Source organism: Burkholderia lata, assembly GCF_902499025.1.
Lineage (GTDB): Bacteria > Pseudomonadota > Gammaproteobacteria > Burkholderiales > Burkholderiaceae > Burkholderia > Burkholderia lata_C.
Genome location: NZ_CABVPW010000031.1, coordinates 1 through 13,230, shown reverse-complemented (window position 1 = coordinate 13,230; position 13,230 = coordinate 1). Strand labels below are relative to the sequence as shown.

13 protein-coding genes are annotated in these 13,230 nt (G+C 69.0%); 9 read left to right on the top strand and 4 right to left on the bottom strand.

Annotated features, from left to right (window positions below; translation table 11 throughout):
- Nucleotide 1: 1 nt before the first annotated feature.
- The gene (locus BDI24065_RS27700) at nt 2-904 is read right to left on the bottom strand and encodes a LysR substrate-binding domain-containing protein (RefSeq protein WP_175033963.1); all 903 of its coding nucleotides are present in this window, start codon (nt 902-904) and stop codon (nt 2-4) included.
- Between the two features lie 151 nt (nt 905-1,055).
- Here BDI24065_RS27700 and BDI24065_RS27695 point away from each other — a divergent pair, with 151 nt between their 5' ends.
- From BDI24065_RS27695 to BDI24065_RS27680, 4 genes are all read left to right on the top strand, one after another.
- Nucleotides 1,056-1,829 (top strand): SDR family NAD(P)-dependent oxidoreductase, encoded by a 774-nt coding sequence (locus BDI24065_RS27695; RefSeq protein ID WP_041493006.1) that lies wholly within the window; start codon nt 1,056-1,058, stop codon nt 1,827-1,829.
- Between the two features lie 142 nt (nt 1,830-1,971).
- Nucleotides 1,972-3,420, top strand: a complete 1,449-nt coding sequence (locus BDI24065_RS27690) for an MFS transporter (RefSeq protein ID WP_175033962.1) — start codon at nt 1,972-1,974, stop codon at nt 3,418-3,420.
- A gap of 69 nt (nt 3,421-3,489) precedes the next feature.
- A complete protein-coding gene (locus BDI24065_RS27685) occupies nt 3,490-4,446 on the top strand; it encodes a 2-hydroxyacid dehydrogenase (protein ID WP_175033961.1) in 957 nt (318 codons plus the stop codon).
- Nucleotides 4,447-4,456: 10 nt separating this feature from the next.
- Nucleotides 4,457-5,515, top strand: coding sequence for an L-idonate 5-dehydrogenase (locus BDI24065_RS27680; RefSeq protein ID WP_175014534.1), 1,059 nt, complete (start codon nt 4,457-4,459; stop codon nt 5,513-5,515).
- A gap of 108 nt (nt 5,516-5,623) precedes the next feature.
- Here the strand turns inward: BDI24065_RS27680 and BDI24065_RS27675 are convergent, their stop codons facing one another.
- The gene (locus BDI24065_RS27675; RefSeq protein WP_175033960.1) at nt 5,624-6,823 is read right to left on the bottom strand and encodes an MFS transporter; all 1,200 of its coding nucleotides are present in this window, start codon (nt 6,821-6,823) and stop codon (nt 5,624-5,626) included.
- Between the two features lie 312 nt (nt 6,824-7,135).
- Here BDI24065_RS27675 and cynR point away from each other — a divergent pair, with 312 nt between their 5' ends.
- Entirely contained in the window at nt 7,136-8,026 is an 891-nt protein-coding gene (gene cynR, locus BDI24065_RS27670) for a transcriptional regulator CynR (protein WP_175033959.1), read from the top strand.
- A gap of 45 nt (nt 8,027-8,071) precedes the next feature.
- Here the strand turns inward: cynR and BDI24065_RS27665 are convergent, their stop codons facing one another.
- On the bottom strand, nt 8,072-8,794 hold the full coding sequence (locus BDI24065_RS27665; protein WP_175033958.1) for a FadR/GntR family transcriptional regulator: 723 nt from the start codon (nt 8,792-8,794) through the stop codon (nt 8,072-8,074).
- A 212-nt stretch (nt 8,795-9,006) separates the two neighbouring features.
- On the opposite strand from BDI24065_RS27665, the gene BDI24065_RS27660 reads away from it, so the two are divergent.
- The 3 genes from BDI24065_RS27660 (at nt 9,007) to BDI24065_RS27650 (ending at nt 11,974) form a co-directional block, all read left to right on the top strand.
- Nucleotides 9,007-10,329, top strand: coding sequence for a C4-dicarboxylate transporter DctA (locus BDI24065_RS27660; protein ID WP_175033957.1), 1,323 nt, complete (start codon nt 9,007-9,009; stop codon nt 10,327-10,329).
- 104 nt (nt 10,330-10,433) lie between these two features.
- Nucleotides 10,434-11,441, top strand: coding sequence for an allantoicase (gene alc / locus BDI24065_RS27655; protein ID WP_175033956.1), 1,008 nt, complete (start codon nt 10,434-10,436; stop codon nt 11,439-11,441).
- 14 nt (nt 11,442-11,455) lie between these two features.
- Nucleotides 11,456-11,974: an ureidoglycolate lyase gene (locus tag BDI24065_RS27650; RefSeq protein WP_175033955.1), complete on the top strand. Its 519-nt coding sequence runs from the start codon at nt 11,456-11,458 to the stop codon at nt 11,972-11,974.
- A gap of 159 nt (nt 11,975-12,133) precedes the next feature.
- On the opposite strand, the gene fur is transcribed toward BDI24065_RS27650, so the two are convergent.
- Entirely contained in the window at nt 12,134-12,562 is a 429-nt protein-coding gene (gene fur, locus BDI24065_RS27645; RefSeq protein WP_043191276.1) for a ferric iron uptake transcriptional regulator, read from the bottom strand.
- 142 nt (nt 12,563-12,704) lie between these two features.
- Between fur and BDI24065_RS27640 the strand changes: the two genes are divergently transcribed.
- Nucleotides 12,705-13,230 (top strand): outer membrane protein assembly factor BamE (locus BDI24065_RS27640; RefSeq protein ID WP_175033954.1); only part of this gene is annotated, 526 nt, incomplete at its 3' end.

Genomic DNA, 13,230 nt, shown 5'->3' with positions numbered 1-13,230 from the left:
TTTATTGCCCGCCGTTATGGCTCGATGCTGCCGTCACCTGCTCGAGCGCGGCAACGAATGCGCGCTTTAGCGGGCTGTCGAGGTCGGTCCACGCAAGGCCGATACCGGTGCGATGCCCGGCGAGGTCGAGCGGCCGCGCGAGCACGTTCGGCGGCAGCGCGCTGGCGGCTTCCGCCGGAATCAGCCCGATTCCCATCCCTGCCGCGACGAGTGCGAGCATCGTCGTGAATTCCCCGAACTCTTGCGCGATCTCGAGCGTCGTGCCCGCGCGGCTCAGCGCGAGCAGCATGTCGTCGTGAAAGCCCGGCGCGTAGCGGCGCGCGAGCACGAACGCGGGCTGGCCGCGCAGCGCGGCCGGTGAGATCGCATCGTGCGCGGCGAGCGGATGGTCGAGCGGCAGCGCGACGACGAAGCCTTCCTCGAGCACCACGCGCGTGTCGATGCCCGCATACGCGGCCGGCAGCCGGATCATCCCGAAATCGATCCGCCGGTCGCGCAGCGCGGCGATCTGGTCGGGCGTCGGCAGATCCTTCAGTTCGAGCGTGATCAGCGGATAGCGTTCGCGCATCGTGCGCAGCACGGCCGGCAGCAGCACGGGCAGCACCGACGACACGAACGCGATCCGCAGCGTGCCGATCTCGCCGCGGCTCGACAGCCGCGCCAGCTGTTCCGCGCGCGCGGCCTGCTGCAGCGTGGCGCGCGCCTCGGGCAGGAACACGCGCCCCGTATCGCTCAGTTCGACCTTGTGCCGGTCGCGCTCGAACAGGCGCGCGCCGAGTTCTTCCTCGAGCGCCTTGATCTGCATGCTCAGTGCGGGCTGCACGATGAACAGGCGCTGCGCGGCGCGCCCGAAATGCAGCTCTTCCGCAAGCGTGACGAAGGCGCGCAATTGCTTGAGTTCCATGGACGGCGGGCAGGCAAGGGCGGTAATCAAGTTTCATGATAACCGGATCAAAAAAGACCATTGGCGCGGCGCCCGGCCGGCAGCCGAAGATACCGTCAACGCGAGACCGGCCGCGATGGGCCGCCGGCTCGACTGGCACGAGGAGACACGCATGACCAACGCGCTTGAACGGTTCCGCCTCGACGGCCGCCGCGCACTGATTACCGGTTCCGGTCGCGGGATCGGGTTGACGCTCGCCCGCGGGCTGGCCGAAGCGGGGGCGGCGATCGTCATCAACGATCGCAATGAGGAGAAGGCCGCGACGCTCGTGCGGCACCTGCGCGAGGAAGGCTTCACGGCCGACTACGCGGTATTCGACGTCGCCGAGCACGCGCAGGTACGCGCGGCGATCGACGATTTCGAGGCGCGCGTCGGCGCGATCGACATCCTCGTGAACAACGCGGGCATCCAGCGCCGCGCGCCGCTCGACGCATTCGAACCCGACGACTGGCATGCGCTGATGCGCGTGAACCTCGACGGCGTGTTCAACGTCGCGCAGGCCGTCGCGCGGCACATGATCGCGCGCGGCCGCGGCAAGATCATCAACATCTGCTCGGTGCAGAGCGAGCTCGCGCGGCCGACGATCGCGCCGTACGCGGCGACCAAGGGCGCGGTGCGGATGCTGACGAAAGGGATGTGCGCCGACTGGGCGCGCCACGGCATCCAGGCGAACGGCCTCGCGCCCGGCTATTTCGAAACCGAACTCAACCGCGCGCTGGTCGACGACGCGGCGTTCTCGGACTGGCTGTGCAAGCGCACGCCGGCCGGCCGCTGGGGGCGCGTCGACGAGCTGTGCGGCGCGGCGATCTTCCTCGCGTCGGCCGCATCCGATTTCGTGAACGGCCAGACGCTGTTCGTCGATGGCGGCTTGACCAGCGCCGTCTGAGCGGCGGCGCGCCCGCGCCGTTGCGCCGGCTGCGGCCGGCATCCGAATTCCCAGAAGAGCCCGCCGTGACGAGCGGGCCGATGTCCCGGTCGCGCGATGCGCAGCCGGTTCCGGAACGGAAGGCAGGAGACAGGAGACAACGATGGATCGCATTTCCCCGCCGCCCGCGCGGCACGATGCAGGGTCCGGCACGCCGGGCGAGACCGCCGGGCGCCGCGGCGTCGACACGAAGCAGCTCAACCGCGCGGCATGGACCTGCTCGCTCGGCAGCGCGCTCGAATACTACGATTTTGCGTTGTACACGCTCGCGTCGGCGCTGGTGTTCGGGCCGCTGTTCTTTCCCGCGCAGACCGCCGAGATGCGGCTGATCGCGAGTTTCGGCACCTACTTCGTCGGCTTCGCGGTGCGCCCGCTCGGCGGCGTCGTGTTCGGCGTGCTCGGCGACCGGATCGGCCGCAAGTTCGTGCTGACGGCGACGGTGCTGCTGATGGGTATCGCGAGCACGCTGATCGGCGTGCTGCCGACCTTCGCGACGGCCGGCTACTGGGCGCCCGCGCTGCTGATCCTGCTGCGCATCCTGCAGGGCCTCGGTGCCGGCGCGGAGCAGGCCGGCGCCGCGGTGCTCATGACCGAATATGCGCCGCCGGGCAAGCGCGGCTTCTATGCGTCGCTGCCGTTTCTCGGCATCCAGCTCGGCACGGTGCTCGCGGCGGCCGTCTACTTCCTGCTGCTCGCGAACATCGACCGAGTGACGGACGGCTGGGGCTGGCGCGTGCCGTTCCTGTTCAGTGCGGTGATCGTCGCGGTCGGGATCTACATGCGGGTGCGGCTGCACGAGTCGCCGACCTTCGTGCGGCTCGAGAAGCGTGCGCAGGTGTCGGCGAATCCGCTGAAGAGCGCCGTGCAGCATTCGAAGCGCTCGCTGCTGATCGGCATCGGCCTGCGGATGGCCGAGAACGGCGGCTCGTCGATCTACCAGGCGCTCGCTGTCAGCTATCTCGCCGGCGTGATCGGGATGAAGGGGCCGATCGGCGCGCTCGCGCTGGTGTGCGCGGCGACCGTCGGCGCGTGCACGGTGCCGCTGGCCGGCTGGCTCAGCGACCGCTATGGCCGCGTGCGCGTGTATCGCACGTTCGCGTGGCTGCAGCTCGCACTCGCATTTCCCGTGTGGTGGATCTTCAGCCACGGCAACGTGGTCGCGAGCGTGATTGCGATCTCGGTCGCGCAGGGGTTCGCGAACTGGGGAATGCTCGGCGCGCAGGCCGCGCTGCTGCCCGAGCTGTTCGGCGCGCGCCATCGCTACATGGGCGTGTCGTTCTCGCGCGAAGTGTCGGCGGTGCTCGCGGGCGGGATTGCGCCGCTCGTCGGCGCGACGATCATCGCGACCGTGATCGCGTTGCACGGCGGCGACCACACGGCCGGCGTGCGCGCGTGGGTGCCGATCGCCGCGTACCTGGTGCTGCTGACGCTGATCACGTTGTTCACGACGTCGCGGATGCCCGAAACGCTGAACCGCGATCTCGACGATCCGTTCGACGCGGCGCAGGCGGCGCCGGCACCGGACGCCGATGCGCTCGCGCGGCACGCATGAACGTGCCGGGCGGCTGACGCGGCCCGGCACGCTTTCGCATTCAACCTACCTCGACAGGAGCAAGCGCAGATGGCGCACGAATCGACCCAACGGCCCGAACTGCTGATGACGGGCCCTTACCAGCCGTGGGACGAAGCATGGCTGTCGGCCGGCTACCAGGTCCACCGGCTGTGGGAGGCCGCCGACCGCGCGGCGTTCCTCGCCGAACACGGCGCCGGCGTGCGCGCGATTGCAACGCGCGGCGATCTCGGTGCGAATGCCGAGCTGATCGCCGCGCTGCCGAAGCTCGAGATCATCTCCTGCTACGGCGTCGGCACCGATGCGATCGATCTCGCCGCCGCGCGCGAGCGCGGCATCCGCGTGACCAACACGCCCGACGTGCTGACCGGCGACGTGGCCGATCTCGGCGTCGGGCTCGCGCTCGCGATGATGCGCCGCATCGGCGCCGGCGACGCGTACGTGCGTTCCGGCGCATGGCGCGACGGCGACATGCCGCTCGTCACGCGGCTTTACGGCAAGCGCGTCGGCGTGGTCGGCTTCGGCCGGATCGGCACGACGATTGCGCGCCGGCTGTCCGGCTTCGACGTCGAGCTCGGCTACTTCGACGTCGCACCGCGCGCGGACAGCCCGCACCGCTTCTTCGGCGATCTTGCGGAGCTGGCCGGCTGGTGCGACCTGCTGATCGTCACGCTCGCGGGCGGGCCGACGACGCGCCACCTCGTCGATGCAACCGTCCTCGACGCGCTCGGGCCGCAAGGCTATCTGGTGAACGTGTCGCGCGGCACGACCGTCGACGAACCGGCGCTGCTCGACGCACTCGAGCGCAATGCGATCGCCGGCGCGGCGCTCGACGTGTTCTGGAACGAGCCGCGCATCGACCCGCGTTTCCTCGCGTTGCCGAACGTGCTGCTGCAGCCGCACCATGCGAGCGGTACGATCGAGACGCGCCAGGCGATGGGCTGGCTCGTGCGCGACAACCTTGCCGCGCACTTTGCCGGCGAGCCGCTGGTCACACCGGTCGTCTGAGGAGGCGGTCATGCGTATGCGTTGCATGTGTGTCGTGATCCACGGGCCGAACGACCTGCGGGTCGAAGAGCAGGACGCGGGCGAGATCGGCCCGGGCCAGGTGCGCGTCGATGTCGCGATGGGCGGCATCTGCGGCTCCGATCTCCATTACTTCCGGCACGGCGGTTTCGGCGCGATCCGGCTGCAGCAGCCGATGGTGCTCGGCCACGAGGTGGCCGGCACGGTCGCGGAAGTGGCGCCGGACGTGACGTCGGTGAAGGTCGGCGATCGCGTCGCGGTCAATCCGAGCCGGCCGTGCGGCGCGTGCCGCTATTGTCTCGAAGGGCTGCCGAACCAGTGTCTCGACATGCGCTTCTACGGCAGCGCGATGCGGATGCCGCACGTGCAGGGCGCGTTCCGCAACGCGCTCGTGTGCGATGCGGTGCAGTGCGTGAAGGTTGCCGATCACGTGCCGCTGTCGCTCGCGGCGCTCGCCGAACCGTTCGCGGTCGGGCTGCACGCGGTGTCGCGCGCGGGTCCGCTGATCGGCAAGCGCGTGCTCGTGTCGGGCTGCGGGCCGATCGGCGTGCTGGCGGTTGCGGCGGCGCGCGTGCACGGCGCGGCGGAGATCGTCGCGACCGACGTCGTCGAGGCGCCGCTCGAAGTGGCGAGCGCACTCGGCGCCGACCGCACGATCAATGCGGCGGCCGATGCCGGCTGGGTCGAGCGCTACGGCGCCGACAAGGGCACGTTCGACGTGATGATCGAGTGTTCGGGCAATGCGCGCGCGTTGCGCGACGGGCTGGACGTGATGCGTCCGCGCGGGGTGGTCGTGCAGCTCGGGCTCGGCGGCGACGTCAGCCTGCCGCAGAACGTCGTGGTCGCGAAGGAGCTGTCGATCTGCGGGTCGTTCCGCTTCCACGCGGAATTCGCGCTCGCCGTGCAACTCATCAACGCGGGGCGCGTCGACCTTCGGCCGGCCGTCACGCGTGTGTTCCCGATGCGCGACGCGAACCTCGCGTTCGAACTGGCCGGCGACCGGCAGCGCGCGATGAAGGTGCTGATCGACTTCGCGGACGAGGCGGCGTGACGATCACGCGCTAGCGCGCGGCGGGCGGTATCGACGTCATGAAAAAGGCACGCCCGCGATTCGCGCGGCGTGCCTTTTTTCGTCGTGCTGCGGAAACGCGCTACCGCATTACTGCGTGACCTGTCGGGTGCCGACGCGCTGCGATGCGAGCCACAGCGCGATCAGCACACCCGACAGCGCCGCGCCTGCGACACACACGCCGCGCCAGCCGTCGATGCCATATGCGACGCTCGCCGCGAACGACCCGAACGCGCCGCCGATGAAGTAGCTCGTCAGGTAGATCGTCGTCACGCGGCTGCGCGCGTTGCCGGCCAGCGCATAGATCACGCTCTGATTCGAGATGTGCATGCCCTGCACGCCGACGTCGAGCAGCAGGATGCCCGCGATCAGCGCCGCGAGCGAGTGCGCGCCGGTCGCGATCAGCGCGAATGACGCGAGCACGGCCGCCGCGAACAGACCCGTCGCCGCGTTGCCATGCCCGCGATCGACGAGCCGGCCGGCCGACGTCGCCGCGAGCGCGCCCACCGCGCCGACGACGCCGAACAGGCCGATCTGCCCTTCGGAATAGCTGTACGGCGGCTGGCTCAGCAGGAACGTGAGGCCCGTCCACAGCAGGCTGAAGCATGCGAACACGAGTGCGCCGTAGGTGGAGCGCAGCGCGATCAGCGGTTGTGCGCGCACCAGCGCGACGAGCGACTTCATCAGCGCTGCATAGTCGAGGCGCGCGTCGCGACGATCCTTCGGCAGCTTCACGGCGAGCACGACGGTCAGCGCCGCCACCATCACCGCGGCGATGCCGTACACCGCACGCCAGCCGAACCCGTCGGCGATCGCACCGGCCGCGACGCGCGCGAGCAGGATGCCGAGCAGCAGCCCGCTCATCACGGTGCCGACCGCGCGGCCGCGCGAGCGTGCATCGGCGAGCGACGCCGCGAACGGCACGAGCAGTTGTGTCGAACAGGTGACGAAGCCGACCGCGACGTTTGCGATGACGAACATCGTGAAGTTCGTGCTGAACGTGACCGCGACCAGCGCGACGACGTTCAGCATCAGCAGCCGCACGATCAGCGTATGACGGTTGACCGCGTCACCGAGCGGGACGATCAGCAGCAGGCTCGCCGCATAGCCGAGCTGCGTCAGCGTGACGAGATAGCCGAGCTCGGTCGGCGCGCGGCCGAAGCTGCGCGCGATCGCGGCGAGCAGCGGTTGCGCATAGTAGATGTTGCCGATGACGATGCCGCACGCGCAGGCGAACAGCAGCGTCATGCCGCGGGTCAGGGGAGGATGGGTGTCGTGATGCGGTTCCATGGTCGCGAAAAACAGCGGCGCCGGCCGGCGGCATGGGGCCGTCGGCTGCGCGGGGTGACGGAAATCGGGGCCGGCGTCGACGGATCGGCGGTGAGCCGATGCGCGCCGGGTGGATCGCGGCCGGGCCCGGATCGGGCGGGCGGCGGATCGTCGTGCGGCGGGCGGAGGCAGGGCGGGCCCGGGCGAGCCGTTCCGGTGCGGTGACAGCAGCGATGCACGGGAACGGATGTGCGTATGATGCGGGAATCGAACCATAGCGTCCAAGACTGGATCGTTATGCGCTTCATTGGTAAAACCAATACGTCGGCCGCCATGCTACTCCGCCACATCCGCTATTTCCTGGCCGTTGCCGAGCAGCGCAGTTTCACGCGCGCGGCTGACGCGCTGCACGTCTCGCAGCCGACGCTGTCGCAGCAGGTGCGCCAGCTCGAGGACACGCTCGGCGTGCAGTTGTTCGACCGCTCGGGCCGTACGGTGCAGCTCACCGAGTTCGGCGAGGTCTATGCGCGCCACGCGCGCGCCGCGTTGCACGAGCTCGATACCGGGCAGCGCGCGCTGCACGACGTCGCCGATCTCGGCAGCGGGTCGTTGCGGCTCGCGATGATGCCGACCTTCGCGGCCTACCTGAGCGGCTCGTTGATCGACGCGTTCCATGCCGACTATCCGAACGTCGCACTGACGATCGACGCGATGCCGCAGGAGCGCATCGAGGCGCTGCTCGCCGACGACCGGCTCGACGCGGGCTTTGCGTTCATGCCGCCGCGTGCGCCGGACATCGACGCGCTGCCGCTGTGGGACGAGCCGCTCGCGCTGGTGACGGGCCGCACGCACCGTCTCGCACGGCGCCGCCGCGCGCTGACGCCGGCCGAGCTCGGCGGCGAGCCGCTGGTGCTGCTGAGCCGCGCGTTCGCCACGCGCGAGAGCATCGACCGGTATTTCATCGAGCATGGCGCTCAGCCGAAGATCGCGATCGAGACGAATACGATCAGCGCGGTGCTGGAGCTCGTGCGGTGCGGCCGGCTCGCGACGGTGCTGCCCGATGCCGTCGCGCGCGAGAGCGCCGACCTGTGCGCGCTGGAGATCGATCCGCCGCTGCCCGCGCGCACGGCGGCGCTGCTGACGCGCAAGGGCGCGTACCGCAGCGTCGCGGCGCGCGCGTTCATCGAGCGAGCGCTCGCGTATCGGGATCCGTCGGGAGGTTGACCGGTACGACCAGGCGGCGCGCGCGACGGGCGGCCGCCCGGGCCGTCACGTACGCGGAGTCGGGAAGAAGATGCCCGCGCGCTGCGCGGCGTTCGCGATGTGCGTTTCGATCGCGGTGCCCGCGGCAGCCGCATCGCGTGCGATCAGCGCGTCGACGATCGCGCGGTGCTCGTGCCACGTCGACAGCAGCAGCTCGCGCCGGTAGAACGGCATGCGCTGGCTTTCCTTCATGATGTCCGCGCTGCTGCGCAGCACCGATTCGATCGCCGCGTTGCCGGCCAGATGGATGATCCGCATGTGGAAGTCGAAGTCGAGCTGCGACGCGTCGTCGAGCGCGTTTTCGCTGAGCGCGACGTGCAGGTCGGCGAGGTTGTCCTCGAACCACGCGATGTCGTCATCGCTGACGACGTGCGCGGCCATCCGCGCGGCGAACCCTTCGAGCGCGTAGCGCATCTGGTACGTGTCGGGCGGCGACGACTGCTCGGCGTACCGCCATGCATGCGCGGCCGTGGCCTGCGCACTTTCGACGTACACACCCTTGCCCGCGCGGATGCGCAGCATCCCGAGCGCCTCGAGCGTCGACAGCGCCTCGCGCAGCGACGCGCGGCTGATCTCCAGCTCCTCGGACAGCTGGCGCTGGGCCGGCAGCAGGCTGCCGACCGGATACACGCCTGCCTCGATCCGGTCGCGGATCGTCGCGATGGCGGCGTCGGTCACGGTATGCGGAACGTTTTTCATGATGTGAACTTTGGCCGGTCTGACCGGCATTGTAATCCGCACGCAGGCGGTGCATGCCCGACCTACGGGAAAGCCACGATCTGCCCCTGTCCGGTGCATCGAAACCGGGCGGGCGGGGGCGGGAAATCCCTATTTCGTCCGTCCTTGACGCGACTATATCGGCTTCCTACTATCCACCATAACATCACTGGTCTTACCAGTATGAACAGACGAAACTGCAACCGTTGGATCGGGAGAGCGCCGTGTCGAAATTCCTCAATTCGCTGTTTGGCCGGGTAGTCGTCGCATTGATCCTGGGGGTCGCGCTCGGCGCGTTCTTCCCGCACTTCGCCGAGTCGTTGCGACCGCTAGGCGACGGTTTCCTGAAGCTCATCAAGATGGTCATCGGCCCGATCGTGTTCTGCGTCGTGGTCAGCGGGATGGCCAATGCGGGCGATCTGAAGAAGGTCGGCCGGGTCGGCCTGAAAGCGGTCGTCTACTTCGAGATCATGACGACGATCGCGCTCGGGATCGGCCTCGTGCTCGCGTGGCTCACGCGCCCGGGTGTCGGGATGAACATCGACCTGCGCTCGCTCGACGCGGCCTCGCTCGCGTCGTACGCGAAGAACGCCGAAAGCCTGAAGGACACGGCCGGCTACCTGATGAAGATCATCCCCGAGACCGCGATCGACGCGTTCGCGAAGGGCGACATCCTGCAGATCCTCGTGTTCGCGGTGCTGTTCGGCTCCGCGCTGTCGCTGCTCGGCGACAAGGCGCAGCGCGTCAACTCGCTGATCGAGGAACTGTCGCACGTGTTCTTCCGGATCATCGGTTTCATCATCAAGCTCGCGCCGCTCGGCGTGCTCGGCGCGATCGCGTTCACGACCGGCAAGTACGGCGTTGCGTCGCTCAAGCAGCTCGGCTATCTGGTCGCGGTGTTCTACCTGAGCTGCTTCGTGTTCGTCACGGTCGTGCTCGGTGCGGTGATGCGGCTCGCGGGCTTTTCGGTGTTCAAGCTGATCCGCTACCTGCGCGAGGAACTGTCGATCGTGCTCGGCACGGCGTCGTCGGACGCGGTGCTGCCGCAGGTGATGAGCAAGCTCGAATACATGGGCATCAAGGATTCGACGGTCGGCCTCGTGATTCCGACCGGCTATTCGTTCAACCTCGACGGCTTCTCGATCTACCTGACGCTCGCCGTGCTGTTCATCGCGCAGGCCACCAACACGCCGCTGTCGACGCATGACCTGATCGTCGTGCTGCTCGTGTCGCTCGTCACGTCGAAGGGCGCGCACGGGATCCCGGGTTCGGCGATCGTGATCCTCGCGGCGACGCTGTCGGCGATCCCCGCGATTCCGGTGCTCGGCCTCGTGCTGATCCTGCCGGTCGACTGGTTCGTCGGCATCGCCCGCGCGCTGACCAACCTGATCGGCAACTGCGTCGCGACGGTCGTCGTCGCGGTGTGGGAAAACGACATCGACCGCGCTCGTGCGACGCGCGTGCTGAACCGCGAGCTGCGCTACGTCGCGGCCGACGCGTCGGGCAGCGCTGCGCCGGTCGCCGGCGACCAGGCTCACGCGCTCTGAGCGCAACCTCGCGCGGAACGGTTTCGCCCCCGGCCGTTCCGCGCAAACCGCATTCATGTGGCCGGCGCCTCGATGCGCCGGCACGTCATCAAACAGGAGACGACATGGCAGCCCCCATCCTCGATCCGAATGCGCCGGCCTTTACGCGGCGTTACATGAACCTCGCCGACCCGCGCCTCGGGGCGCAGGCGCTCTTCGCCAGCGACGAGTTCTTCGCGCCGAAGGAGCGCATGCTGAATCCCGAGCCGGCCGTGTTCATTCCCGGCAAGTACGACGACCACGGCAAGTGGATGGACGGCTGGGAAACGCGCCGCAAGCGCACGACCGGCCACGACTTCTGCGTGGTGCGGCTCGCGCGGCCGGGCGTGATCCACGGCGTCGACCTCGACACGAGCCATTTCACCGGCGACTTCCCGCCGGCCGCGTCGATTGACGCGTGCGTCGCCGAAGGCGACACGCCGCCTGACGACGCGCAGTGGCGCCCGATCGTCCCGGCGACGACGCTGCAGGGCAATTCGCATCACTACGTGAGCGTCGACGATGTGCAGCCCTATACGCACCTGCGCGTGAACCTGTACCCGGACGGCGGCCTTGCGCGGCTGCGCGTGTACGGCCAGCCGCAGCGCGACTGGCGCCAGGTGCCGGCCGGCGAGCTCGTCGATCTCGCGGCGATCGAGAACGGCGGCTACCTGGTGGCCGCGAACAACCAGCACTTCGGCCCGGCGTCGCAGATGCTGATGCCGGGGCGCGGCGTGAACATGGGCGACGGCTGGGAAACGCGGCGCCGCCGCGAGCCCGGCAACGACTGGGCGATCGTCGCGCTCGCGCGGCCGGGCATCATCCGGCGCGTCGAGGTCGACACCGCGTTCTTCAAGGGCAATTTCCCCGACCGCTGCTCGCTGCAGGCCGCGCGGGTCGCGGGCGGCACCGACGATTCGCTCGTCACGCAGGCGATGTTCTGGGCCGAACTGCTCGGCGAGCAGAAGCTGCAGATGGATCACGTCCATACGTTCGACCAGCTTGCCGCGCTGGGCCCCGTCACGCACGTGCGTTTCAACATCTTCCCGGATGGCGGCGTGTCGCGCCTGCGTCTGTGGGGCGAGCCGGCTTGAAGGAGGGCAACGGCATGAGCGGATCCCATATCCTGCGCGTCGAGCGCCTGACCCGCGAAGCGTTCGCGCCGTTCGGCGACGTGATCGCGCTCGAAGGCGCGCGGCATTTTCCGATCAACGGCGGCACAACCGAGCGCTTCCACGACCTGGCAACGATCGACGTGTGCGCGGACGGCGGCCGCCCGCTCGTCAGCGTGTTCCGCGCGCAGCCGCGCGCGCTGCCGGTCGCGGTCACGCTGATGGAGCGCCATCCGCACGGCAGCCAGGCGTTCATCCCGCTCGCGGCCGTGTCGCGCTACGCGATCGTGGTCGCGCCCGCCGGCGAATTCCGGCCCGACGCGATGCGCGCGTTCCTGGCCGAAGGCTGGCAGGGCGTGAACTATGCGAAGGGCGTCTGGCACCATCCGCTGCTCGCGCTCGACGCGGTCAGCGATTTCGTGATCGTCGATCGTGGCGGCCCGCAGCCGAACTGCGACGAGATCCCGCTCGAGCGCGCATGGGCGCTCGAGTTCGAGCCGGCCTGCGCGGCCTGACGCACGCGAGACGCCTGGCTCCGGCTGCCTGACGGCAGCCCGGGCCGACGTATCGAAGGGTTTTCGAAAGCCAGAGGCGCACCGCCGCTATCCCGAAAAAAACACGGCCCGGCCGGCGAGATGCCGGCCGGGCCGTGCTGCGTATGCGGGTGATGCGCGTCAGTGCTTGCGGTGCGGGCAGTTCTCGGTCGTGCAGGAACCGTACATCGCGAGCGAGTGCTCCTGGAGCTTGAAGCCGCGCTCCTTCGCGATCGCCTGCTGGCGGCCTTCGATCTCGGCGTCGAAGAATTCCTCGACCCGGCCGCAATCGAGGCACACGAGGTGGTCGTGGTGCGAGCCTTCGTTCAGTTCGAACACGGCCTTGCCGGATTCGAAGTTGCTGCGCGTGAGCAGGCCGGCCTGCTCGAACTGCGTCAGCACGCGGTAGACGGTGGCGAGCCCGATGTCGAGCTGCTCGTTGAGCAGGTTCCGGTAGACGTCTTCTGCGGTCAGGTGGCGCACCGGGCTTTGCTGGAAGATCTCGAGAATCTTGAGGCGCGGTAGGGTGGCCTTTAGCCCGATATTCTTGAGATCCGTCGGATTGGTCATGGCTAGGCATCCCTAGAGTACAATGCAGGGCTTCAATGTTACCGGCTTTTCGCCGTTCCAGAAACACGCGCGGCCTGCGACGCGGGCCTGCACGGTGAGGGAAATGATTCCAGAATCTCTTTCGCACTTTCAGAGGAGCCGCATGCGGAGTGTCATCATCGCTGCCGCCGCCGTTGCCGCGCTGGCTGGTTGTTCGTCGTACGACAGCGTGACGCAGCGCATCGCGCAGAGCATCACCCCCTACCGGATCACCGTCGTGCAAGGCAACTTCGTGTCGCAGGAGAAGGCCGCGCAGCTGCAGATCGGCATGTCGCGCGAGCAGGTGCGCGCGCTGCTCGGCACCCCGTTGCTGGCCGACATGTTCCACGCCGACCGCTGGGATTACCTCTTCTACTTCAAGCGCGGTTCGACGGCAGTCGTCCAGCAGCGCGATCTTGTCGTGACGTTCTCGGGCGATCGCCTGGCGGGCTGGACGGGGGCGGACAACCTGCCTTCGGAACTCGACCTGCTGGCCGACATCGACGGCGACCGCGGCGGCAAGAAGGCGAAGGCGGCCGCAGCGGCGAAGAAGGCCGCCGAGGCTGCCGCCGCCGCGAGCGACGCGCAAGCGGCAGCGAGCGCGCCGGCGCCGGAGGCTGTCGCCAGCCCGTCCGCCGTGCCGGCGTCCG